At 71.4% G+C, this 24,046-nt stretch carries 20 protein-coding genes; 12 read left to right on the top strand and 8 right to left on the bottom strand.

The window, feature by feature from the left end:
- Positions 1 to 3: 3 nt before the first annotated feature.
- Genes QRY02_RS11825 through QRY02_RS11815 form a run of 3 tightly spaced genes read right to left on the bottom strand, consistent with a single transcriptional unit; the run spans position 4 to position 3,091 of the window.
- On the bottom strand, positions 4 to 828 hold the full coding sequence (locus tag QRY02_RS11825; protein ID WP_285991570.1) for a carbohydrate ABC transporter permease: 825 nt from the start codon (positions 826 to 828) through the stop codon (positions 4 to 6).
- Positions 828 to 1,799, bottom strand: a complete 972-nt coding sequence (locus QRY02_RS11820; RefSeq protein WP_285991569.1) for a carbohydrate ABC transporter permease — start codon at positions 1,797 to 1,799, stop codon at positions 828 to 830. The genes QRY02_RS11825 and QRY02_RS11820 overlap by 1 nt, the downstream gene beginning before the upstream one ends.
- Complete coding sequence (locus QRY02_RS11815) at positions 1,796 to 3,091, bottom strand: extracellular solute-binding protein (protein ID WP_285991568.1); 1,296 nt, start codon at positions 3,089 to 3,091, stop codon at positions 1,796 to 1,798. Before QRY02_RS11815 ends, QRY02_RS11820 begins: the two co-directional genes overlap by 4 nt.
- Before the next feature lie 134 nt (positions 3,092 to 3,225).
- On the opposite strand from QRY02_RS11815, the gene QRY02_RS11810 reads away from it, so the two are divergent.
- From QRY02_RS11810 to QRY02_RS11785, 6 genes are all read left to right on the top strand, one after another.
- Positions 3,226 to 4,236 carry a LacI family DNA-binding transcriptional regulator gene (locus QRY02_RS11810; RefSeq protein ID WP_285991567.1) on the top strand — a complete coding sequence of 337 codons (1,011 nt, stop codon included), beginning with the start codon at positions 3,226 to 3,228 and terminating at the stop codon, positions 4,234 to 4,236.
- Between the two features lie 49 nt (positions 4,237 to 4,285).
- Positions 4,286 to 6,583, top strand: coding sequence for a beta-xylosidase/alpha-l-arabinosidase (locus QRY02_RS11805; RefSeq protein ID WP_285991566.1), 2,298 nt, complete (start codon positions 4,286 to 4,288; stop codon positions 6,581 to 6,583).
- Positions 6,580 to 7,809: an SGNH/GDSL hydrolase family protein gene (locus QRY02_RS11800; RefSeq protein ID WP_285991565.1), complete on the top strand. Its 1,230-nt coding sequence runs from the start codon at positions 6,580 to 6,582 to the stop codon at positions 7,807 to 7,809. Before QRY02_RS11805 ends, QRY02_RS11800 begins: the two co-directional genes overlap by 4 nt.
- A 233-nt stretch (positions 7,810 to 8,042) precedes the next feature.
- Positions 8,043 to 8,837 carry an Asp23/Gls24 family envelope stress response protein gene (locus QRY02_RS11795; protein ID WP_285991564.1) on the top strand — a complete coding sequence of 265 codons (795 nt, stop codon included), beginning with the start codon at positions 8,043 to 8,045 and terminating at the stop codon, positions 8,835 to 8,837.
- Between the two features lie 54 nt (positions 8,838 to 8,891).
- Entirely contained in the window at positions 8,892 to 9,068 is a 177-nt protein-coding gene (locus tag QRY02_RS11790; protein ID WP_285991563.1) for a hypothetical protein, read from the top strand.
- Positions 9,069 to 9,241: 173 nt separating this feature from the next.
- A complete protein-coding gene (locus QRY02_RS11785) occupies positions 9,242 to 11,074 on the top strand; it encodes a ThiF family adenylyltransferase (protein ID WP_285991562.1) in 1,833 nt (610 codons plus the stop codon).
- Positions 11,075 to 11,181: 107 nt separating this feature from the next.
- Here QRY02_RS11785 and QRY02_RS11780 read toward each other — a convergent pair whose 3' ends face one another.
- From QRY02_RS11780 to QRY02_RS11765, 4 genes are read right to left on the bottom strand one after another with little or no spacing between them, the layout of a single operon-like run.
- The gene (locus QRY02_RS11780; RefSeq protein WP_285991561.1) at positions 11,182 to 14,253 is read right to left on the bottom strand and encodes an ATP-binding protein; all 3,072 of its coding nucleotides are present in this window, start codon (positions 14,251 to 14,253) and stop codon (positions 11,182 to 11,184) included.
- Complete coding sequence (locus tag QRY02_RS11775) at positions 14,253 to 14,912, bottom strand: hypothetical protein (protein WP_285991560.1); 660 nt, start codon at positions 14,910 to 14,912, stop codon at positions 14,253 to 14,255. The genes QRY02_RS11780 and QRY02_RS11775 overlap by 1 nt, the downstream gene beginning before the upstream one ends.
- Entirely contained in the window at positions 14,909 to 16,543 is a 1,635-nt protein-coding gene (locus QRY02_RS11770; RefSeq protein ID WP_285991559.1) for a KGGVGR-motif variant AAA ATPase, read from the bottom strand. The genes QRY02_RS11775 and QRY02_RS11770 overlap by 4 nt, the downstream gene beginning before the upstream one ends.
- 3 nt (positions 16,544 to 16,546) lie before the next feature.
- Positions 16,547 to 17,131, bottom strand: coding sequence for a TIR domain-containing protein (locus tag QRY02_RS11765; protein ID WP_285991558.1), 585 nt, complete (start codon positions 17,129 to 17,131; stop codon positions 16,547 to 16,549).
- A gap of 256 nt (positions 17,132 to 17,387) precedes the next feature.
- Here QRY02_RS11765 and QRY02_RS11760 point away from each other — a divergent pair, with 256 nt between their 5' ends.
- Positions 17,388 to 18,359, top strand: a complete 972-nt coding sequence (locus QRY02_RS11760; RefSeq protein WP_285991557.1) for an SEFIR domain-containing protein — start codon at positions 17,388 to 17,390, stop codon at positions 18,357 to 18,359.
- 9 nt (positions 18,360 to 18,368) lie between these two features.
- Here QRY02_RS11760 and QRY02_RS11755 read toward each other — a convergent pair whose 3' ends face one another.
- A complete protein-coding gene (locus QRY02_RS11755) occupies positions 18,369 to 19,970 on the bottom strand; it encodes a putative PEP-binding protein (RefSeq protein WP_285991556.1) in 1,602 nt (533 codons plus the stop codon).
- A 102-nt stretch (positions 19,971 to 20,072) separates the two neighbouring features.
- Between QRY02_RS11755 and QRY02_RS11750 the strand changes: the two genes are divergently transcribed.
- The 5 genes from QRY02_RS11750 to QRY02_RS11730 are packed head-to-tail and all read left to right on the top strand — an operon-like array spanning position 20,073 to position 23,968.
- The gene (locus QRY02_RS11750) at positions 20,073 to 20,834 is read left to right on the top strand and encodes a DeoR/GlpR family DNA-binding transcription regulator (protein WP_285991555.1); all 762 of its coding nucleotides are present in this window, start codon (positions 20,073 to 20,075) and stop codon (positions 20,832 to 20,834) included.
- The gene (gene pfkB / locus QRY02_RS11745; protein WP_285991554.1) at positions 20,831 to 21,775 is read left to right on the top strand and encodes a 1-phosphofructokinase; all 945 of its coding nucleotides are present in this window, start codon (positions 20,831 to 20,833) and stop codon (positions 21,773 to 21,775) included. Before QRY02_RS11750 ends, pfkB begins: the two co-directional genes overlap by 4 nt.
- On the top strand, positions 21,772 to 22,224 hold the full coding sequence (locus tag QRY02_RS11740) for a PTS sugar transporter subunit IIA (protein WP_285991553.1): 453 nt from the start codon (positions 21,772 to 21,774) through the stop codon (positions 22,222 to 22,224). Before pfkB ends, QRY02_RS11740 begins: the two co-directional genes overlap by 4 nt.
- A 2-nt stretch (positions 22,225 to 22,226) precedes the next feature.
- The gene (locus tag QRY02_RS11735) at positions 22,227 to 23,678 is read left to right on the top strand and encodes a PTS fructose transporter subunit IIC (protein ID WP_285991552.1); all 1,452 of its coding nucleotides are present in this window, start codon (positions 22,227 to 22,229) and stop codon (positions 23,676 to 23,678) included.
- A gap of 11 nt (positions 23,679 to 23,689) precedes the next feature.
- Positions 23,690 to 23,968: an HPr family phosphocarrier protein gene (locus tag QRY02_RS11730; protein ID WP_285991551.1), complete on the top strand. Its 279-nt coding sequence runs from the start codon at positions 23,690 to 23,692 to the stop codon at positions 23,966 to 23,968.
- Positions 23,969 to 24,046 lie beyond the last annotated feature (78 nt).

Here is a 24,046-nt window from a genome sequence, read left to right as displayed (position 1 = left end):
GAGTCAGCCCTTGACGGATCCGGTCAGCCCGCCGACGATGCGCCGTTCGGCGAGCACGAAGAACGCGAGCGCGGGGATCGCCGACAACGCGGTGAACGCGAGCACTCGGGCGGTGTCCTGGGAGTACGCGGACTGGAACATCGCGACGCCGAGCGGGAGCGTGAAGTGCGCGGAGTCGTTGAACACCAACAGGGGCAGCAGGTAGGTGTTCCAGCTGGTGACGAAGGCGAGCACGGCGACCGTGGTCAACGCCGGCGTCGAGAGCGGCAGCAGGATGCGCCAGAAGAAGCCGATCCTGGTGGCGCCGTCGAGCACCGCCGCGTCCTCGATCTCGCCGGGGATCGCGTGCATGAACGGCCGGAGGATCACGATCGTCACCGGCAGCGAGAACGCCGCCTCCGGGATCGCCACGCCCCAGAAGCTCTCGAGCAGGCCCAGCTGCCGCAGCCACAGGTACAGCGGCAGCGTCGCGACCCCGATCGGGAACAGCAGGCCGAGCGTGAACAGCGTGTAGAACGCCTCCCGGCCCTTGAACTGGTAGCGCGACAGCGCGTACCCGGCCATCGAGCCGAGCCCGACGGCGAGCGCCGTGGCGATCACCGCGATCAGCGCGCTGTTGCCGAGGAAGGTCCAGAACGCGCTCGAACCGAGCACCAAGGCGTAGTTGTCGAACACCCACGGCCCCGGCAGCCCGGCCGGGTCGGTGTTGATCTGCGCGTTGGTGCGGAACCCGCCCAGCGCCACGAACAGCAGCGGCACGACGGTCACACCGACCACCACGATCGCCGCGAGGTAGCCCATCGACAGGCCGAACTTGCCGGAGCGCATCAGCCCACCATCCTGGTCAGGGCCCCCTGGGTGTCGCGGCGCAGCGCGAACCGCTGGTACAGCAGGGCGAACACGAAGCAGATGACGAACAGGATCACCGCCACCGCGGAGCCGAACCCGAACTCGTAGCGCTTGAAGCCGTGGTCGATCAGGTAGGTCGCCATCGTCGTCGACGCGTTCGCCGGGCCGCCCTGCGTCATGATCCAGACGACGTCGAACAGCTGGAGCGAGCCGATCACCGACAGGAAGATCCAGATCCGGATGGTCGGCCCGAGCAGCGGCAGCACCACGTGCCGGGTGGTCTGCCACGCCGAGGCACCGTCGAGCGCCGCGGCTTCGCGCAGTTCGGCGGGCACCCCCTGGAGCCCGGCGAGCAGCAGGATGATGCCGAAGCCGATGTACTTCCAGGTGATCACCGCGAACATCGTGTACAGCACGATGCCGGGGTCGGCCAGCCAGTTGTGGACCAGCCCGCCGAGCCCGGCCCCCCGGAGCGTCTGGTCGGCGAACCCGTTCGGCTGCAGCATGAGCGCCCAGATCACCGCGGTGATCGCTTCGGAGAGGACGTACGGCGCGAACACCAGGGCACGCAGCACCGCGCGGCCACGCAGCTTCCGGTTGAGCAGCAGCGCCAGGCCGATCGACAGCGGCAGCTGCACCACGATCGACAACCCGGCGATGATCAGGTTGTGGACGATGGCGCTCTGGAACACCGTGCCGTCGAAGGCATCGGCGTAGTTCTTGAACCCGACGAAGTCGTCGAGCGGGCCGAACCCCTTCCAGTTGAAGACGCTGTAGAACGCCGCGATCCCGATCGGCACCAGGACGAACCCGGTGAACAGCAGCAGGGCGGGTCCGAGCAGCAGCGCCAGCTCGAGCCGCTTGCGCCGGCCGGGCCGGCGCTTACGGGCGGTGACCGCCGGTGCGGACGGCTTCGCGGCCGTCCGCACCGGGGTCGTGGCCGTGGTCACTTGTTGCCCGCCGCGGCCTGGTTGACGGCCGTCACGATGCCTTCGGGGGTGCCCTGGCCGGCGAACATGTTGGCCACCGCGTCGTTCAGCGCGGCGCCGACCGCCGTCGGGAACGCCCGGTCGAAGTACATCTGCAGGTACGGCGCCTTCGTGCCGTATTCGTAGACCTGCCGCAGCGTGTCGGTCTTCAGCGCCTTCGCGGCGACAGTGTTGACCGGCAGGCCCGCGCCCTGCGCGGCCAGCTGCGTCTGCACCGGCTCGCTGCCCAGGTACTGCAGGAAGTCCGCACACGCCTTCGACGCCCGGGTGGTGCAGGCGAACCCGTCACCGCCGCCGAGCACCGCGTTCGGGTCGCCCTGACCACCCGCGACGGAGGGGAACGCGAACCAGCCGACCTTCGAGTCCAGGTCCTTGTCCTCGGTCAGCGACGACATCGTGCCGGGCTCCCAGTCGCCCTGCAGTTCCATCGCGGCCTTGCCGTTGGCGACCAGGCCGGCGGAGCTGCCCGCGCCCTGCTGGGCGGGCGTGCCGGCGAACCCGGTCTGGAACGGCTCGGTGGCCAGGAAGTTCTTGAGGTCCTGACCCGCCTTCGTCCAGCACGGGTCCTCGAGCTTGACCGCCTTCACCGACTTCTTGAGCACGTCGACCGAGCATTCCCGGACGGCGAAGTAGTTGAAGTAGAAGGCGTCCGGCCAGCGGTCCTTGCCGCCGACCGAGATCGCCGCGATGCCCTTGGCCTTCAGCTGCGTGACAGCGGTGTTCAGCTCGTCCATGGTCTTCGGCGGGGTGGTGATCCCCGCCTGCTGGAAGAGGTCCTTGCGGTACCAGAAGCCGACGAAGTGCTGTTCGAACGGCACGCCGTACTGCTTGCCGTCCACCTGCCAGTTCTCGCCGAACGTGCCGGTGGTCTGGGTGATCCACGACTTCGTGAAGTCGGTGATGTCGGCGACCTTGCCCGAGGTCAGCTGGGAAGCCAGGTCACCCGCGCCCCAGGACTGGTAGATGTCCGGCGGCTCGGCCGACTGCAGGGCGAGGGGCACCTTCGTGCTGAAGTCCTCGTTCTGCAGCGGCTGGGCCTTGATCGTGACGTCGCCGTGCGCCTGGTGGTAATCGGCGACGACCTTCTCCCAGATCGACTTGATCGGATCGGTGGTGCCGTTGTGCCACCAGGTCAAGGTGACCGGGCCGCTCGGCTGCGCGGGGGTATCGCTCCCCCCGCTGCACGCGGCGAGCGCGAGCGGGACGACGGCCGCCAACGCGGCGAGAACGGTGTTCCGGCGTTTCACAAACATTGTGGGTCCACTCCTGACGACTTCGGCCGAGTTGGACGGGGCGGCACTGCGCCCGGGTTGGCGAAGAGTCTGCTCCCGGGACAAATGCGATGTCAATCGTTGTCGATAACGTTTTCTATGGCTAGTCTGAGCCGATGCAGCCCAGTTCCAGGGTGACCATCCGTGACGTCGCCGCCCGGGCCGGCGTCTCGGTGGCCACGGTTTCGAAGGTCATCAACGAGCGCTACGGCGTCTCCGCCGCGACGCTCGCGCGAGTCCGCGCCGTGATCGAAGAGCTCGGCTACGAAGCGAGCCTGGTGGCGCAGAGCCTGAGAAACCACCGGACGAACGTCATCGGCATCCTGGTCGCCGACCTCGAGCCGTTCTCGACCGAGCTGCTCAAGGGCGCGGCGGACGCCATCCGCGGCAGCGGCTTCGAACTCGTCGTGTACTCCGCGGGCGGGCGGACCGGAGACCCGGTGGGCTGGGAGAAGCGCTACCTCTCCCGGCTGAGCGGCACCCTCGTCGACGGTGCCGTGCTGGTCACCCCCGCCGTCTCGCTGGAAGCCGTGCCGGGCACGCCGGTCGTCGCGGTCGACCCGCACACCGGGCCGTCGCACCTGCCGACCATCGACTCCGACAACCTCCGTGGCGCACAGCTGGCCACCGAGCACCTGCTGGAGCTGGGGCACCGGCGGATCGCGTTCCTCTCCGGCCGGCCCGACCTGCAGTCGGCCGAACTGCGGAAGACGGGGTACCTGCGTGCCCTGACGGCCGCGGGCATCACGCCGGACGAAGACCTGATCCGGATCGGCGCCTACGACCCGGAGGTGTCCGCGGCCTCGGCGCACGCCCTGCTGACCGGCCCGGACCGGCCGACCGCGGTGTTCGCCGCGAACGACATCTCGGCCATCGCGACCGTGGGCGCCGCCCGCGAGCTCGGGCTCGCCGTGCCCGACGACCTTTCCGTGGTCGGCTTCGACAACGTGCCCGAGTCGGCGCTCTGCAGCCCGCCACTGACCACTGTGGACCAGCCGATCCGCGAGATGGGGCACCGGGCCATCCGCATGCTCATCGCCCTGATCAACGGCGACGAGGTCGAGCGGACCCACGTCACGCTCGCCACCGGCCTGGTGGTGCGGCACTCGACCCGCGCCCTCCCCTGAACCGTTTCCTCCTCCTCACCTCCTCCCCCAGACGAAGGGCGGAAAAGCCTTGACCACGCAGCCCACCACGGCCGGAGAGCCGTGGCGCGACCCCGCGGCCGACCCGGGCGAACGCGTCCGGGCCCTGATGGCCCGGATGACCCTGCGCGAGAAGCTCGCCCAGCTCTACGGGGTCTGGGTCGGCATCGACTCCGGGGGCGAAATGGCCCCGCACCAGCACGACTTCGTCGACGCCGCGGTCGACTTCGACGACCTGGTCCGCCACGGCATCGGGCAGCTGACCCGCGCGTTCGGCACCCGGCCGGTCGACCCGGTGATCGGGGCGCACAGCCTCGCGCGCACCCAGCGGCAGATCGTCGCCAGCAGCCGGTTCGGGATTCCCGCGGTGGTGCACGAAGAATGCCTCACCGGGCTGGCCGCGTGGCAGGCGACGATCTACCCGGCCCCGCTGTCGTGGGGCGCCACGTTCGACCCGGACCTGATCCACCGGATGGCGGCGCGCATCGGGGGGACCATGCGCGAACTGGGCGTGCACCAGGGGCTCGCGCCGGTCCTCGACGTGGCCCGCGACCTGCGCTGGGGGCGGGTCGAGGAGACCATCGGCGAAGACCCCTACCTCGTCGGGACGATCGGCAGCGCGTACGTCGCCGGCCTCGAGTCGGCCGGCATCGTGGCCACGCTGAAGCACTTCGTCGGGTACTCCGCTTCACGCGCCGGGCGCAACCTGGCGCCGGTTTCGGCCGGTCCGCGGGAAATCGCCGACGTCCTGCTGCCGCCGTTCGAACAAGCGCTGCGCGCCGGCGCCCGGTCGGTGATGAACGCCTACACCGACACCGACGGCCTCCCGTCCGCCGCCGACCCGGCCCTGCTGACGGACCTCCTGCGGGACACCTACGGGTTCGACGGCACGGTGGTCGCCGATTACTTCTCCGTGGCGTTCCTGCACCGCCTGCACGGCGTCGCGGCCGACCGCGCCGACGCCGCCCGGCAGGCGCTCACCGCGGGCATCGACGTCGAACTGCCGACGATGGACTGCTACGGCGAGCCGCTGCTCGCCGCGGTGGAAGAGGGCGCGGTCGAGGTCGCCGCCGTCGACCGCGCCCTCGAACGGGTGCTCCGCCAGAAGTGCGAACTGGGCCTGCTCGACGCCGATTGGGCACCGGAGGTCCCCGAGGAGATCGACCTCGACGACGCCGAGTCGCGGGCGCTGGCCCGCGAGGTGGCCGAGCGCTCGATCGTGCTGCTGCACAACGACGGCACGCTTCCGCTCTCCCCCGGCGGCCGCGTCGCGGTGGTGGGACCGCGCGCGGACACGCCCGGCGCGATGCTCGGCTGCTACTCCTTCCCGTTGCACGTCGGCGTCCACCACCCCGACGTCCCGTTCGGCGTCTCCGTGCCGACCCTGCGCGAGACGCTGAGCTCGGACTACGACGTGACCTACGCGCTGGGCTGCCCGGTCACGGGCGGGGACGACGACGGGATCGCGCAGGCCGTGGCGGCGTGCGCGGACGCGTCGGTGTGCGTGGCCGTCCTGGGCGACCGGGCCGGGCTGTTCGGCGGCGGAACGTCCGGTGAAGGCTGCGACGCGGCCGACCTGCGGCTGCCGGGCCGCCAGGAGGAACTCCTCGACGCGCTGCTGGACACGGGCAAGCCGGTGGTCCTCGTCCTGCTCTCGGGACGGCCGTACGAGCTGTCCCGGCAGCTCCCGCGGCTGGCCGCGGTCGTCTGCGGGTTCTACCCCGGCGAAGAAGGGGCCGCGGCGCTGGCCGACGTCCTCAGCGGACGGATCAACCCGGCCGGCCGGCTGCCGGTGAGCTTCCCGGCGGCCGGGGCGAGCCAGCCGTCGACGTACCTGGCCGCGCCGCTCGGCCGGCGCAGCGAGGTGTCCACAGTGGATCCTTCGCCGCTGTTCCCGTTCGGGCACGGGCTGTCCTACGCGCCGGCGACCTGGCTGGACGTCAGCGCGACGGGCTCGCTCTGGCCGACCGACGGTGTCTGCCGGGTGCGGGTGACCCTGCGCAACGACCACGATCGCGAAGCTTCGGAAGTCGTGCAGGTCTACCTGCACGACCCGGTGGCCGAGGTGGCGCGGCCGGAGCGCCAGCTCATCGCGGCCCGCCGGGTTTCCCTGCCCCCTGGCGAAACCTGCGTCCTGGAGATCGGCCTGCACGCGGACCTGACATCCTACACCGGGCGCGCGCGGCAGCGGCAGGTCGACCCCGGCGACGTCGAGCTGCGGGTGGGCACTTCGAGCGAACAGATCGTCACGACCCTGCACTGCACGCTGACCGGGTCCCGCCGCGTCGTCGGCGCCGACCGGGTCCTGACCCCGGAGTTCTCGTTATGAGACGTCCTCTGGTGATCTTCTTCCTGGCCGTGCTGACCGTGCTCTTCGTGGGCGCGTCCGGCCACCCCGCGCCTGCGCACTGGGTGGCGACGTGGACGTCGATGCCCCAGCTGACCGAGCCGGGCAACATGCCACCGGCGCCCTTCACCGGCACCGACCGGGTGCTCGACAACGCGTCCCTGCGTGAGACGGCGCAGGTGACGGCCGGCGGCCCGCGGATCCGGCTGCGGTTCTCCAACGCCTTCGGCGGGGCACCGCTGCCGCTGACCGCGGTGTCGGTGGCGCGCCCGGTTTCCGGAGCGGCCGGCGTCTCCGCGGTGGTGCCGGGCAGCGTTCTCCCGGTGACGTTCCACGGCAAGTCCTCGACGGTGGTCCCCCAGGGCGCCCAGGTGGTGTCCGACCCGCTGCCCTTCCCGGTGCGAACCCTGGAGAACATCGCGGTGACGGCGTACCTGGCGCACGGCCAGGCTTCGACGTCGATCACCTCGCACCCCGGCTCGCGCACGACGTCGTACCTGCTGGCGGGCAACCACGTCTCCGACACCGAACTGCCGGGCGCGACGCCGGTCGACCACTGGTACTTCCTCAGCGGCATCGAGGTGCTGTCGCCGGCGTCCGCGGTGGCGGTGATCGGCGACTCCATCTCCGACGGCCGCGGGTCGACGACGAACGGGAACGACCGCTGGCCGAACGTGCTGGCCGCGCGCCTGCACGGCGTTTCGGTGGTGAACCAGGCGGCGGGCGGCAACCGCGTGCTGCAGGACGGCCTCGGCCCGAACGTGCTGGCCCGCCTGGACCGCGACCTGCTGTCCACGAGCGGGGTTTCGTGGGCGATCGTGTTCGAGGGCGTCAACGACATCGGCACGGCCACCCCGGCGGCGGCGCCGGACGTGGCGGCGCAGCTGATCGACGCGTACGACCAGATCCTGGTCCGCGCCCACGCGCAGGACATCCGCGTGTACGGCGCCACGATCACCCCCTTCGGCGGCAACACCGCCTACGACGACCCGGCCCGCGAAGAGGCTCGCCAGCGGGTGAACGCGTGGATCCGCCAGCCGGGCCACTTCGACGCGTTGCTGGACTTCGACAAGGTGGCCCGCGACCCCGCGGCCCCGTCCCGGCTGCTGCCGGCCTACGACGTCGGCGACCACCTGCACCTGAACCCGGCGGGGTACCAGGCGCTCGGTTCGAGCGTTCCTCCCGGCCTTTTCCGGAACGACGGCTAGAAATCGTCAAGCGCCGAAAAGACGACAATTCCAGGACGTGATTTCCACCGGGTGGTGACTGTTCGCCGAACCCGGTCTGACGGACGGTGATCACCCCGGCTGGTGCCGGATATCCGTTGGGACACAAGCGAGTCTCGAAGGCAGGGGGCCCGTGACGCAGGTCACGGGCCGCCCCCTATCATGTCGCCGTCTGCTGTCCCCACAGGTAGTCGTCGCTCCCGGAAAGGGAAACCATGTCCGACGTCATCAACAGCATCTTCGGCCGCCCCCAGAACGAAACCACCGGCTCGGGCGAGTACGCCTACGGCGCCGTCGAGCCCGCACCGGAGGTCGCCGAGGTGCCCGCCGAAAGCGCTCCCGAGACCGACGAGGCGGGTGTCGTCGAGGAGGTGGATTCCGCACCGGAGACCGAAAGCGCCACGGAAACCGCCGAGGACGAAGCCGTCGACGGCGACCAGGCCGAAGAGGACGCGACCGGCACCGACGAGGAGGCGGTCGCCGAGGACACCGAAGACGACGACACGGATGTGAACGCGGCCGAGGACATCGCCGAAGCCGAGCCGGTCGCTGAGCCGGTCGCGGAAAACGAGCCGGTCATCGAAGCCGTCGCGGCCGAGCCGGTCGCGGACACCGAGCCGGTTGCGGACGCCGAGCCGGTCGTCACCGAGGCCGCACCGGCGGTGGCGGCCGCGCCAATCGCCGACGCCGCGCCCGCCGTGGCCCGGCCCGCCGCGGGCAGCCGTGGCAGCACCACGGTGGCCGACGGGGTGGTCGGCAAGATCGTCACGCGGATCGCGAGCCAGGCCGAGGGTGTGCACAGCGTCGCCGGGGACGGCATCACGGTCGAGCTCGCCGACGAGGTCGCCTGGGTCACCATCCCCGTGGTGGTCGAGTTCGGCCACGCGGTCAAGGCGGTGGGCGAGCAGATCCGCGTCGCGGTGATCGACGCCGTCGAGCAGTACCTCGGCCTGGACGTCGAGGTCGTCGACGTCCACGTCACCGACATCCACTTCCCGGAAGCCGGCTGATCCGCGCCGGTGCCCGGCCCCTCGATGCCGGGCACCGGCGGCCGGGAACGGCCGGTGAGCACGGCTCCGGCGGTGCTCTCCCCCGCCGGGGTGAAACGTCCGGGCGCCGCCACCGGCAGCCGGACCGGCACCTTCCGCCGCCCACCGCGTTCGGAGATCATCCACCACCCCTTCGAGTGGATCACCGCTGTCGATCTTCACCGCGAGCGCCACCGAAGTCACGCGAAGTAGATCTCCCGCCCGGGTAAAGGTTTTCCCGGCCTCGCCGCCGTCATCGGTCCGGTGCGCCGGTGCCCTGTTACCGTTCCGCCGCTCTGGTCCGGACCACTCGCGTTCCCCCGGCCGGGGCCTTTTCCCGGGCGGCGTTCCGTTGCCGTCCGGCACTTCCGGAGAAAAGGCGAGACTTGACCCCCTTGGACCACCTCGGCGTCCCCGCGCCGGAAACCCCGGACTGGCACGTCACCGCGTTCCTCGGACCGCGGCCCGGCGACGACGGCCGTCCGATGCTCGACGCCGTCCGGGGCCTGCGCGCCCGCATCCTGTTCGACCACGGCCACCGTCCCGCGTTCCTCCGCGCGGACGGCACCCACGCCGACGACCAGGACCTCGACTTCGGCGCCTGGCACTTCATCGCCCGGCGCAGTCCCGGCGGCCCGCCGCTGGGGTACATCCGGCTGTCCACACCGGACACGGGCGCGCGGTTCCAGTCCCGCGACTTCCTCGGCGACCGGTGCTACGAGGAACTCCTGGCGGGCGAGGGCTTCGGCGCCGCGGACGTGTTCGAGCACAGCAGGCCGGTCGTCGAGCACCGGGCCCGCAAGCTCGGGCTCGGGCTCCACCTCAACGCGCTGGCGATCGGCGCGGCCCACCACCTCGGCGCACGGGCGATGATCGGCACGTCCGGCACGAAGGACGGCCAGGACCGGTTCCACGAGCGGTTCGGCTTCCGGCCGGTCCGCGGCACCCGCCGGTACGTCCCGCAGTACACCGAAGACGTCGTGATCATGCTGCACCGCGTCGCCGACGGCGCCGGACGGCACCACGACCTGGTCACGCGGCTGCGCGACGAGTTCCCCGTCATCGCGGCGGCGGGCGCGGCCCCGCTGCTCCCCGTGCCGCCGGTGCGCCGCGCCGCGCGGGTGACGCCGACCGGCACCACCTCACCGGATCGCGAAACGTGGCGGCCGGTACTGCACACCGCGGCCGAGCTCGACGCCCTGCTCGCGTCCGGGAACGTCCGCGAAGTGCACGACACGATCGACGACCAGCTCACCGAGCTGGTCCGCAGCCGTGAACCGCAGTGCCGCGACCGGGTGGGGATCGAGCGCAAGAAGCGGGAGCAGCTGGCCGGCGCGGAGCCGTGGGAGTACGGCACCTGGGCCTGGTACCCGTGGTCCGGACGGCTGGTGCACGTGCTGCCGCGCGAAGAGTTCCGGCTGGTCCGCACCGACCGCAACCGGGGCCGGATCGAGTGGCCCGACCGGCAGCGGCTGTTCGGCAAGCGGATCGGCGTCATCGGCCTGTCCGCCGGCAACAGCGCGGCGCTGACGTTCGCGCTCGAAGGCATCGGCGGCGCGTTCCGGCTGGCCGACTTGGACGGTTTCGGGCTGTCCGACCTGAACCGGCTGCGGGGCGGCCTGCACGACCTCGGGGTCGACAAGGCGGTGCTGTCGGCCCGGCAGATGTCCGAGGTCGACCCCTACCTCGACATCGAGATCGAGCGGGCCGGCCTGACGCCGGAGACCATCGAGCGGTTCTTCGCGGGTGGTCTCGACCTGCTCGTCGAGGGGTGCGACACGCCGTGGGTGAAGATCGCGGCCCGCGAGTACGCGCGTGACCTCGGCATCCCGGTCGTGATGGACGGCAACGACCGCGGCGTGCTCGACGTCGAACGCTTCGACCGCGAACCCGACCGCCCGCTGCTGCACGGGTTGCTCGGCGACGTGAAGTCGGTCGACGTCCTCGACCTGACCGCGCGGGCCAGGACCGAGCTCGTCCTGGCCATGGTGGACGCGGGCCGGATCAGCCCGGAGCCGGCGGCGTCGTCCGGCGAGCCGGGGCGCACGCTGAGCAGCTGGCCCCGGCCGGCTTCCGGCGTGGCACTCGGCGGCGCGTTGTGCGGGGAAGCGGCCCGCCGCATCCTGCTCGGCCTGCCCTGCGAATCCGGCCGCTTCCACACCGACCTCGGACAGCAGCTGCACCCTTCGCGCAACGTCTACGCCGAAGGCCCGGCGTGAGCGCTTTTCCGTTCCGGTGGCGAGCACGGGCACCGGGGTGCTCGTTGTGCTTCCGCCACGGCTGGCCTGACGGTGGTGGCTCCGGCCCCGCGCCGGAGCCACCACGGTCACTGCCCGGCCCGTGCCCGAGCGATCACCTCTTCCAGGCGAAGCGGGCTGGCCGGGTGGTGGGACAGGCACAGCGGCGTCGCCACGCGGCGGAAGCCGAAGGCCTCCCCCGCCACATAGAACTGCGCCCGTTCGAGCCGGGAGATGTCCGCGACCGGGCTGCCTTTCGCGCGGGCCAGTTCGTTGGCCGCCGCGATCTGGGCCGGGCTGTTGAGGCGGCCGAAGAACTGCGTCATCGCGTTGCCGACCACCTGGTTGTGCAACCCCTTAGGTGCCTGCGTCGCGAACAGCAGCCCGAGACCGTACTTGCGGGCCTGGGAAGCGAGCACGATCGTGCTGCGCGTGCTCGCCGTGAGACTTCCGGAGGACGCCAGCGTCTGGGCTTCGTCCATCACGAACAACGCGCCCAGCGGCCGGTCGCCCGCGGGATGGCGCTTGATCCAGGCGAACAGTTCCATCTGCAGCTGGTTGACGAAGTTCTGCCGCTGTTCTTCGGCGGGCAGCCCGACGAAGCTGATCACGGAGACGCGGGCCCGCTTGCCGGCTGCCGGGGTCAGCAGCGCACCCGGATCCACCGGTTCGCCACCACCGGCGAAGAGCGGGTCGTTGACCATGGCCGCCTTGAGGATTTCGGCCAGGCCGGCCGCGATGCGCGGGGCGTCGTTGAGGTTGCTGACGTCCTCCGGCAGGTCCGACAGGAGCTCGACGAGGTCCGGAAGGCTGCGCGACCCGGTCCGCGCGTGGTGGATCACCGCCTGCCGGAGCACCGCGAGCCCGATGTTCGCCTTGGCGGTGCTGCCGGTCAGCCGGGCCTGCGGCGCGAGCGTCGCCACGGCCACCTCGACGGCCGCGGTGAACTCGTCGGTGTCGTCGAGAACGCCGGCGAAGTCGGGCAAGGGCCGGAACGCCAGCGGCCGCCCGGTCGCCCGCCCCGGCGTCCAGACGACGACATCGGTCTCGGCGAGGTACCGCTTGGCCAGCTGGGCATCACCGTTCTTCCAGCCGCCGGGCGGCTCGGGCCAGGCGTCCCCGAGGCGCGCGAGGTCGTTGTTGGGGTCCAGGACGATCGCGGAGACGCCCTGCAGCGCACACTCCTCGACGACCCGCCGGAGCAGCACGGTCTTCCCGGAACCGGACCCGGCGAAGACGGCGGCGTGCTTGCGCAGCGCGGAGAGCCCGAGACGCACAGGCTCCCCCGAGCCGACGACGGTGCCGAGCGTGATCTCACCGTCGGCGGGTGGTGGGTGGGTCCCTTCGGCCGGCTGCCCCGAGGGCTTTTCCGGCAGCACCGCGGACAACAACTCCGACCGGCTCGCGGGCCGCCGGTCGATGAGCCACTCGTGCATTTCCCGCCCGCCAGTGCCGAGCATCTTCTGCAACGCCGAGAAAGCCCTCACATCGGCCTCGGGCAGCCGGATCGTCCGGCCACCCGCGGCCGTGAACTTCTCGACTTCCTGTTTCGTCTTGATCCCGCCCCGCCAGGCGTCCCGCAGGATGACGAGGTGCCGGTTGTCGGCCCCCTGCAGCTGGCCTGCCTCGGACCTGGCCTTCCGGAACCGGCTCAGCGCGGCCCGCGGATCCCGGGCCGCGATCGCCCGGAACGCCCAGTGCTCCTTCAGGTCCGCCTTCTCGTCGAGGGTCCGGGAGAGCCAGGCGTGCAGCTCGCCCCGCCCGTTCTGGCGCTCGCACGACCACTCGAGGTCATCGTCTCCGACTTCGGTCACCCAGCACCGCAGGGCCGCGGACAGCAGATCGGGCATCACCTTGTCCACGGTCTTCTCGGCGAGCAGCTTCTCGGGATCCGCTTCGGCCTGCAGTTTCTCGAATTCGGCGTCGAGTTCGGCGAAGCGGTCGGTCTCGACCGCGGTGCGCGCCGGTGCGACCGGCACCGCAACCTTTTCGTCGAATGAAGTGAGCTCCTGGACCTGCCCCGCGCGCAGGCAGAGTTCGATGTGCGCGCCGATGCGCTTGAGCAGCTGCCGCGGGGTCCACTGCTCCCAGGGTTCCGCGAACGCCACGGGCGCGACGGGCCAGGTCGGGTGCGGCGGAGCGAATCCCATGGCCTGGTAGGCCACTCCGAGCCGCTTCGCCACCAGCGCCCGGCCGACCTCGGCGTCGATGATCCGGCCGAGCGTGACCGACTCGCGGAAGCGGTCGGGCACGGTCCCCGTCGCCTTCCGCTTGATCTGATCCCAGGTGCTGGGCAGGCAGGTCAGCACGGTGAGGGTCTTGCGGGTGACTTCCCGCAGCCCCATGAGACCATCGGCGATCCGCGCCACGAGCAGGTCTTCCTCGGCGGAATCCCCGGTCTCCTGAGTGAGCTTCGTCGACCAGGAGACGAGCTCGTCGAGCTGGTCCACCGCGATCACCACCGGTCCGGTCAGGGCGAGCAGGCGGACGATCTCCCGCACAAGAACCCGAGCCGGTTTCGGCTTCGAGTAGATGTTCCACTGCCGGGCTTCCGGCGTGAGCTGCTCGTCTCCGTCCAGGAAATCGTCGCCGATGTACTTGGCCTTCGGGTCCCGAGAGGCGATGAGCACGAGGGCACGTGCGGTGTCCCCGCACTCATCGGCGACCCTCTCGTCGAGGGACGCTACTCCGTCCACGAACGCCTCGACGTCGTCAGCAGTGAGCCCACGCCCACGCCGGATCCGCTCCTCGGCCGCGGCGTCCACGTGCGCGCGCAGGCACACCCGCCGCAGGAAGCTCTTCAGTTGCGACTCACCCGAATCATCCGGGCACGCCAGCCCGCCGCGGAGTGCCGCGGTCGTGTTCTCCCAAAACGCCTCCGCTGCAGTAACGTCGTCGAGGAAGAAGTATCCCCGGGAGCGGTGCACTTGGCGGCGGACAAGCCCCAGCAGATGCGTCTTGCCGACCCCCTTCAGCCCGCGGAGGACGAGCCCGATGGGGCTGGGCCCGTCGCTGATCGCGGCGTCGCGGATGCCCGTGTCGAGTGCGGCCAGCGCGTCGGCGTGCAAGCCGTCCACGTGGTAGGGCGAGTCCCGCCAAATGTGGTCGGGAGTGTCCGCCCAGTCGAAACTGAGTGTCGCCAGCGCCTTGAGCTCGTCCATCACAACGCCTCGATCGAGAGCAGATGGTTGTCCTCACCGCCGATGCGAATCGCCGCCTCGTGGTCGGCTGCGGTCAGCGCCTTGCGGTTGTCCTCAGGAATCAGGTGCACCTTCCCGACCCGGCTCAGTTCCTTCAGCACGGCATCGACCTCCGCGGCCGGCGCGCCGAGCTTCGGCCGGAGATCGACCAGACCGACCCAGCCGCGAGGTTCCTTCACGAGTTCGCGGTAGGCAACCCGGATGCGGTCTTCGAGATTGCCGGTCGGAGCCGCTTCGTCGGCTGGTGCGGGTGGGACCTCGGCTAGGCGGAAGAGCTGAAACAGCCGCAGGTTCTCCCGCTCCAGATACCCGTTCAAGCCGCCGAGCAGCACATACAGCGCAGAAGCGAGCGTGCTCTGTCCCCGAGGCGGAGGCGGACCGCCCGCCGCGAGCTCCTTTTCGCACCAAGCCCAACCGCTGTCACTCAACACGTGCACGAAACTGTTGTTCTTCCCGGTCTGATCGCTCTCGACGTACCCGAGCTCGTTCAGCCCCCTGCGTTCCTTGCCGGTGAGGGTGAATCCCACGACCTCCTCCAGCTCCTGATTGGGCACCTCGCGGCCCAGCACCATCAGCGTGAACATCGCTGCGGTTTCCTTGTGCTTCAGGCGGTCGGTCATCCGAGATCCTTCCGGTGGTTCGGTTTCGTGGTGGTCCGGGCGCGGGTGTCGAGGGTCCGCAGGAGCCAGTCGATCGACCGGCGGACGCTCGGCGGGGCCGCGTGGTGGTCGTCGCCGCTCGGGGAACGCGGCTTCACCGCCACCGCAAGGTCCGTCGCGAGGTCGCGGGTCCGGCCGCCGTCGCCCGCGCCGACGGCCGCCTGCAAGGCCGTGACCAGCTCGTCGACGAGGTCCCACCGGGACGGGCGCAGCCGGGTTCCGCGGGCCTGCGCGAGGAGCGCGGGGAGGTCGAGATCGTCGTCGGCGTCGACCAGCGGGGTGAAGCCCTTCAACTGGCCGACGAGATCGCGGGCCACCTCGGCCGGCCCGCGCGAACGGCTCAGGCGCAGGTAGCGGAGGTTCCCGACGTAACCCGGAAGCGACGACGCGTCGGTGCCCGCCGTCAGGATCGGGATCACCCGGCGGTCCTGGCCCAGGGTGCGGTGCAGGAACAGCTCGACTTCGGCCGCCTGCCAGCGGCTGACTTTTCCGTCGACGACCAGGCACAGGTGCCGCGCGTCGTCCTCGGCCCGCGCCAGCAGGGAACGATCGCCCGAGAGTGACTTCACCGCGCGGACGTCCCGCTTCTCCAGCTCGGCGACCAGCTCGTTCGCCGTGCCGACGGACGAGCGCGGGACGCTGACCCGCAGGTCGTGGTGGAACTCCCGCCGGCTCGATCGGACGGAAGCCACGTAGGCATCGCGGTTTTCGGCCAGCAGATCGGTCCGGTCGAGCCGGCAGGCGATCACGGCGGCGACCGTCTCGAGGGCGAAGCCGATCTGGTCGGCGCTCGGCGTCTGTTCCGACAGCACCGGCAGCTGCTCGCCGAAACTCCAGTACGACACGTACGGCAGGGTGAGGTGGCGGGCCATCGTGGCCGGCTCGACCGTCTGGTCGAGCCAGGTCCGGTACAGCTCGGCTGTCTCGTCGACCACGCGGCGGCGCCAGGTCTCCGACCGGTCGTACTCTTCCCGGTTGTCGAACCGCGACAGCACCGGCAGGACGGTCAGCCGTGAGCGGTCGAACGGCAGGAGGTTGCGCGCCGCGTCGGCGCGCCGGGCCGCCTCCACCGCGCCGAGGATGCTCTGCCGGTTCGCGGTGAACAGCAGGACCAGGTGGTCCGGCAGGTGCGCCGTGCAGATCCCGCCGATGTCGGAGATCCCGGTGCGGCTGTCGATGAGGACGAAGTCGTAGCGCGCGACCCACTGCTCACGGCACTTCTCGAGGTATTCACCGAACCCGTCGTCGTAAAGGCCGTCCCAGTCGATCTCCTGCACCTGCGCGACGTAGCCGGGCTCGTCGCGGCCGGCCGCGACGAAGTCGAGCACACCGCCGTCCGCCAGCCGCTGGACGTGGGCTTCCGGCGCGAACCGGCCGTGGCGGAAGTCGTCGACGATGTCGACCACACCGCCGCTCGGCGCCGCCGGCAGCCGCGGGCGGAAGTAGTCGCCGAGCCCGGGGGCCTCGAGGTCCCAGTCCAGGCAGAGCACGCGGTGACCCCACCGGGCCAGGAGCACGGCGATGTTGGCCAGCGTGAAGCTCCGGCCGACCCCGCCCTTGTAGGAGTAGAAGGTGAACACCGCACCCGGCATCGGTCAGAACCTCGGCATCCGCGCCGGCGCCGGCGGTTCCGCGGGCGGCGTGCGCACCGGCCAGTCGCCCCGCCACTCCGGCGCTCGTTCGATGAGCTCCTCCAGCTCCGCGGCGATCTGCTTGATCTGCTGGTTGAAGTCGAGGTAGGCCGGCGCGGTCTGGAAGTGCTCGAAGGGGTGGTTCCACTGCTGCAGGTCACGGGGGCGGCGCGCGTGTGCCCAGTCGGGGAAGTGCCGGGAGTCGCAGAAGATCACGGGGTAGATCAAGGGCCGCCGGTGCTCCCCCGCCGCGGCGGCGGTCAGTGCCTCCCGCTCCGCCATCGAGGCCCACTCGGCCAGGCACCATTCGTTCCGGAAGTACTTCGGGGAGCAGACCGGAACCAGCACCCGCGAGCGCTGCAACGCCGAGCTCAGTTCCGCCGGCCAGCTGGCTCCGACGCGGACCTGGTCGTCGAAGAAAATCCTGACGTCCTCGTACCGGTTGTTGTCGAGCACTTCCAGGAGACGGGGGTGAAAATGGTGACGAATCCACGCCGATATGTCGCTCGCCGTGCGCAGGTAACTGATGAACACGTCGTACTCGTACACGCGTGCCGCCGCCCCTTCGCCGCTCCCGCCAGGCGGGTCCGATCCTAGATCCGTTGCGTGCCAGTCAAGAAGGCGGGAAACCTGACAGATCCAGGACAATAACCGGTCAGCGGCGAAAACGACCGGGAAACAAGCACTTGACACCTCGGCCGAGCCCGGATATATGACAGGCGAACACGGAAACAGAAAACGAGTCGTTTCCGGAATACCGATCTCCCGGATCGGTTGATCACCGACCGATCCCGAGGAGAGGGCGATGTCCGAGCACGAGGCACCCCGGGTGTTCGTCAGCTATTCACACGACTCCGAGGAGCACAAGGCGCAGGTCCGGCGGTTCGCGACCGTCCTGCACAGCCGGATCGGCCTCGAGGTCGTCCTCGACCAGTGGCACGACAACGTCCGCATCGACTGGTCACTCTGGGCTACCCGGAACCTCAAGGCGGCCGACTTCGTCATCGTCGTCGCGTCTCCCCTGTACCGGGCTCGGGCCGACGGCGACGCGCCGCCGGACGAAGGGCGCGGCGCCCAGTTCGAGACTGCCATCATCCGCAACAAGCTGACCAAGGACCTCGAGGCGGGAACCCGCAGGGTTCTCCCGGTGGTCCTGCCCGGCCACTCGATCGACGACATCCCCGAATTCCTCAACCCCTACTCCACGACCCGGTACGAGATCGCCGAGTTCACCGACGCAGGAGTCGCCGACCTGCTCGCCGCGATCACCGGTCAGGGGCAGTACCCGATGCCCCGCCGCGGTGTCTGGCGCGGCGGGGCGCGGGAACCGCGGCGGGTGCTCGCCGGTGAACTGCCGTGGACGTGCACCAGCCCGGGAATCCGGCGAGGGGCGGCCTGGATCGACGGCCTGCACTACGAGAACAGCATCGTTCTCCGGCCGAGCGCGCCGACCACCACCGGGCCGGGATTCATCGAACTGGACCTGGGCGGGCACTACCAGCGGTTCACCACGGTCGCCGGCGTGCTCGACAACGCCCGGGATCCCTTCCAGGTCGGGCGGTTCCGCCTGGTGCTCGACGGAACGCCGCGTTCCGAACACGAGGTCGCGGCCGGGAAGCCGGCGAAGATCGAGCTCGACGTCACCGGCGCCAGCCTGCTGCGGCTCGAGATGTCGCGGCCGGCCGGCACGGCGTCCCCCTTCGGATCCGCGGCCGTCGTCGTCACCCGGCGGGGCCGGCCACCCGAGCTCGCGCTCGGCGATCCGGCCGTCACGTAGGCGGCCGACTCACGACCGGGGCGGCAGCCCGGCTGTCGCCATCCGAGATCCCGCCTCGGCCCGAGAATCGGCGAGATCCACCTCGCGCAGTGCCGCGCCCACGCCCGCCAGGGCCGCCGCGTTCATCGACAACGACGTCACGCCCAGCCCCACCAGTGCCGGCGCCAGCGCGGGGTCCGCCGCTGCCTCGCCGCACACGCCCACCGGCTTTCCCGCCGCCGCGCCGGCTTGCGCGACCATCGCCACCAGCCGCAGCAACGCCGGCTGGTCCGGGGCGTTCAACGCCGCCACCGCGCCCAGCTGGCGGTCCGCCGCGAACACGTACTGGGCCAGGTCGTTCGTTCCCAGTGACACGAAGTCCACCTCCGCGAGGATCGAATCGGCGCACAACGCCGCCGCCGGGATCTCGATCATCACGCCCACCCGCTCGATGCCCGCCGCGCGGGCGCGCGCGGCGAACCACGCCGCCTCCGCCGCCGTGGCCACCATCGGGGCCATCACCGACAGCTCGGCGCCAGTGTCCGCGGCCGCCGCCGCGATCGCCGTCAGCTGGCGGTCCAGCAGCTCGGGGCGGTCGAACGCCACGCGGAGGCCGCGGACACCCAAGGCCGGGTTGGGTTCCTCGCCCATCGGCAGGAACGCCAGTGGCTTGTCGGAACCGGCGTCCAACGTCCGGACGACGACCGGCTTGCCCGCGAACGGGGCCAGCACCGCCGCGTACGCCGCGCGCTGCTCGGCCTCCGTCGGCTCCGATGCCGCGGAGAGGTAACAGAATTCGGTGCGGAACAGCCCCACCCCTTCCGCGCCGGCCGCCGCCGCGGCCTCGGCGTCCGCGGCGGACCCCACGTTGCCCAGCAGCTTCACGCGGTGGCCGTCGGCGAGGCGGCCGACGCCGTCCCACGTCGGGCGGGACGTCCGGGCCGGCGCCCGCACCGTGCCGTCGGACGGGGTCACCGTGCCTGCCGAACCGTCGACCGCGAGGCCCGGGCTGTCCAGTTCCAGCACCCCGGCGCACGCGACCACGGCGGGGATGCCCAGCGCCCGCGCCAGGATCGCGGTGTGGCTCGTCGGGCCGCCTTCCGCCGTCACCAGCGCCAGGACCAGCTCCGGGTCGAGCCCGGCGGTGTCGACCGGAGCGAGGTCCCGCGCCACCAGCACGCTCGGCGACGTCAGGTCCGGCACGCCCGGTGGGGCCACGCCCAGCAACGCCGCGACGATCCGGTCGCGGACGTCGGCGACGTCCCTGGCGCGTTCGGCCATGTAGCCGCCCGCGGCCCGCAGTGCCGTCATGAACTCCCCCGCCGCTTCCCAGACGGCCCGCGGCGCCGGGAGCGATCGCGCGAGGACCAGCTTCTCCGCGGACGCGGTCAACGCCGGGTCGGACGCCATCGCGGCCGTCGCCTCCAGCACCGACCGGGCATCTCCGGACACGGAACGGGCACGATCGGACAACGCGGCCGCCACTGTCGTCGCCGCCTGCCCGATCTTGCCCGCTTCGGCCTCGAGATCGGCAGGAGCGGGCGAAGAAGCGGGTTCCGGCAGGTCAGCGGCCACGAGCACGCGGGGACCGTCGACCCGCCCGGGGCTGACTCCGACTCCGGACAACTGCATTTCGGGACCTCCGGGAGCAAGTGACGCGTAACTGGGGATTGACAGTACGGTAACAACGGGCACAATCAAACGGCAACGGGCAACCATCGGAGAGGAACGGGCATGTACGCCGCCGAACGGCATCAGCTCCTGGCGCAACGCGCACGACGCGACGGACGCGTCGACGTCGGTGACGTCGCCGCCGAACTCGGTGTCGCTCCCGAGACCATCCGCCGCGACCTCGGCGTCCTGGAACGCCAAGGCGTGGTCCGCCGCGTCTACGGCGGCGCGGTCGCCGTCGAGCGGCTCGACTTCGAACCCGAGGTCGCGCAGCGGGACCAGACCAACGCCGCCGAAAAGGACGCGATCGCCCGGGCCGCGCTGGACCTGGTGCCCGACCGCGGCTCGATCCTGCTCGACGCGGGCACCACGACCAGCAGGCTCGCGACGCTGCTGCCCGCCGACCGCGAGCTGACGGTGATCACCAACTCGATCCCGGTCGCCTCGATCCTCGCCACCCGGCCGGGCATCACGCTGCACATCCTGGGCGGCCGCGTCCGGGGGACGACGCTCGCCGCGGTCGAGGCCTGGACGCTGCGGGCGCTCGAAGGCCTGCTCGTCGACGTCGCTTTCCTCGGCGCGAACGGCTTTTCGGCCGAGCACGGCTGCACGACGCCGGACATGGCCGAATCCGCCGTGAAGGCCGCCGTGGTCGCCGCCGCCCGCAAGCGGGTGCTGCTGGCCGACCACAGCAAGTACGGCACCGACCAGCTCAGCCGCTTCGCGCGGCGGGCCGAGATCGACGTCCTGGTGACCGACAGCGGCATCGACGCGGGCGCGGTGGCCGAACTCGAGGAAGCGGGCCCGGAGGTGGTGCTGGCGTGATCGTCACCGTGACCCCCAACCCGAGCCTCGACCGCACCGCGCGGCTGGCCGAGCTGCGCCGCGGCGAGGTGCTGCGCGCCTCGGCCGTGCGGCTCGACCCCGGTGGCAAGGGCGTGAACGTGGCCCGCGCGCTGGCCGCCGCCGGGACCCCGACCGTCGCGCTGCTGCCCGCCGGCGGCGCGGTCGGCGAGCGGCTGGCCGACCTGCTCGCGCCCGAAGGCGTCCCGGTCGTCGCCGTGCCGATCGCCGGCTCGACCCGCAGCAACATCACGCTCGTCGAAGCCGACGGGACCACGACGAAGATCAACGAGCCGGGCCCGGAGATCTCCCCCGCCGAACTCGCCACCCTCGAACGCCGCGCCGTCGAGCTCGCCGCGCGCGGCGAATGGCTGGTGTGCTGCGGCAGCCTCCCCGCCGGTGTGCCCGACGACTTCTACGCGCGGCTGACGAAGCTCGCCCGCGAAGCCGGGGCGAAGGTCGCCGTCGACTCCTCCGGCGCGCCGCTCGCCGCCGCCTGCGCGGCCGGGCCGGACCTGCTCAAGCCCAACCTCGACGAGCTGATCGAGCTCGCCGGCCGCCCACTGCCGCTGCTCGGCGACGTCGTCGCGTTCTGCCGGGAGCTGATCTCCGGCGGCGTCGGCCGCGTGCTGGTCAGCCTGGGCGCGCGCGGCGCGGTGCTCGTCGAGGAGACCGGAACCTGCCACGCGCTCGGCCCGCTGGTGGCCGTGCGCAGCACCGTCGGCGCCGGAGACGCCGCACTCGCCGGGTTCCTCCACGCCGGAGGAACCGGCCCCCAAGCCCTGCGGACCGCGGTCGCCTACGGCACCGCCGCGGTCACGCAGGAGGGCAGCCGCATGCCCACCCCGCAGGACGTGCACCCCGACCAGGTGCGCCTGCTCGACGCCGACCCCACCTTCACCCTCAGCGGAGCCGCCGCATGACCACCCCAGACCTGATCACCGCCGACCTGGTCGACCTCGGCCTCGACGCCGCCGACAAGCAGGCCGCCATCCGCGGCCTCGCGCAGCGGCTCGTCGACGCCGGGCGGGTGACCGACCTCGACCTGTTCCTGAAGGACGTCGCCGCCCGTGAGGAGCAGATGGCCACCGGGCTCGAAGGCGGCATCGGCATCCCGCACTGCCGCTCGGCCGCGGTGACCGCGCCGACGCTGGCGTTCGGCCGCAGCGACGCCGGTATCGACTTCGGCGCGCCGGACGGCCCGGCGAAGCTGATCTTCCTCATCGCCGCGCCGGAAGGCGGGGGCAGCGACCACCTCAAGGTCCTCGCCGCGCTCGCCCGGCGGCTGGTCCGGGCGGAGTTCAAGCAGAACCTCTCCGACGCCACCGACGCCGTCGCCCTCGCCGAGTACATCCGCCAGGAGGTGGCCTGATCATGAAGTTCGTCGCCATCACCGCCTGCCCCACCGGGATCGCCCACACCTACATGGCGGCCGAGTCGCTGGAGCAGACCGCCAAGGCCAACGGCGACGAGATCGTCGTCGAGACCCAGGGTTCGGCCGGGTCCGAACCGCTGTCCGCCGAGGACATCGCGAGCGCGGACGCCGTCATCTTCGCCGCCGACCTCGCGGTGCAGGGCCGGGACCGCTTCGCCGGGAAGCCGATCGTCGAGGCACCGGTCAAGGCCGCGATCAACGACGCGGCCGGGCTGTTCGAGCGCGCCAAAGCCGCCGCCCGTGAGCCGGCACCCGCGACACCGGCCGCCCCGGAGCTCACTTCGAAGGTCGGCGCGAACGACAACGCCGGGACCAAGATCCGCCAGTGGCTGATGACCGGCGTCAGCTACCTCATCCCGTTCGTCGCCGCGGGCGGCCTGCTGATCGCGCTGAGTTTCGCCCTCGGCGGCTACAAGATCGTCGACGCGCCGAAGGTCACCGAGCACTTCGACGCGGGTTCGGTCGCCGGCTGGGCCGCGCTGATGTTCCAGATCGGCAGCGCGGCCTTCGACTTCCTGGTGCCGGTGCTGGCCGGGTTCATCGCCTTCGCGATGGCCGACCGCCCGGCGATCGCCCCCGGTTTCGTGGGCGGCGCGATCGCCGTCACCGTCGGCGCGGGCTTCCTCGGCGGCCTCGTCGCCGGTCTGCTGGCCGGTGGCGTCGTGCTGGCGCTGAAGAAGATCCAGGTGCCGAAGGCGATGCGCGGCATCATGCCGGTGGTCGTCTACCCGCTGCTCGGGTCCATTGTGGTCGGTGTGCTGATGTACGTCGTGGTCGGCAAGCCGATGGCCGCCGCGACGAGCGGGCTGACCAACTGGCTCAACAGCCTCAGCGGTGCCAGCGCGCTCCTGCTCGGCGCGCTGCTCGGCCTGATGATGGCCTTCGACATGGGTGGCCCGGTCAACAAGGCCGCCTACGCCTTCGCCGTCGGCGGCCTGACCACCGGAGCGACGGCGTCGCTGCAGATCATGGCCGCGGTGATGGCCGCCGGGATGGTGCCGCCGCTGGCCCTGGCGCTCGCGTCCACGGTCCGCAAGAAGCTGTTCACCGAGGCCGAACGCGAGAACGGCCGGGCGGCCTGGCTGCTGGGCGCGTCGTTCATCACCGAGGGCGCGATCCCGTTCGCCGCGGCGGATCCGTTCCGGGTGATCCCGTCGATCATGCTCGGCTCGGCGGTCACCGGCTCGCTGTCGATGGCCTTCGGCACGACGCTGCGCGCCCCGCACGGCGGGATCTTCGTGCTCCCGCTGATCGGCAACCCGCTGCTGTTCCTGGTGGCGCTGATCGCCGGGACGCTGGTCGCCGCCGGGTCGGTGATCGCGCTCAAGCAGGTGCGCTTCCGGGCGGCCGAGCGCTCGTCCGCCGTTTCCGGCCAGCCGGTCAACGCGTGAAGGAGTCCACTGTGTACCAACGCCGCACGCTCGTCGCCAGCAGCGTCGGGCTCCACGCCAGGCCCGCGGGCCTGGTCGCGAAGACGGCCGCCGGGCAGCCCGCGAAGGTCCGGATCGCCAAGATCACGGCCGGCGTCGCCGGTGACCCCGTCGACGCGGCCAGCGTCCTCGGGTTGATGACCCTGGGCGCGGCTTTCGGCGACGAGGTGGAGCTCACCGCCGAAGGCGACGCGGCCCAGGAGTCCGTCGACGCACTCGCCGAGCTGATCGCCCGGGATCTCGACGCCTGAAACCGGGCCCGGGCTCTTCGGAAAGGGCCTGGGCCCGGCCGCGTTGACAACACGCGTACGGATGGTCACCCTGTCAGC

This window comes from Amycolatopsis sp. DG1A-15b (genome assembly GCF_030285645.1).
GTDB lineage: Bacteria > Actinomycetota > Actinomycetes > Mycobacteriales > Pseudonocardiaceae > Amycolatopsis.
Note: the sequence above shows the minus strand (reverse complement) of the source record. Positions and strands in the feature narration are given on the sequence as shown.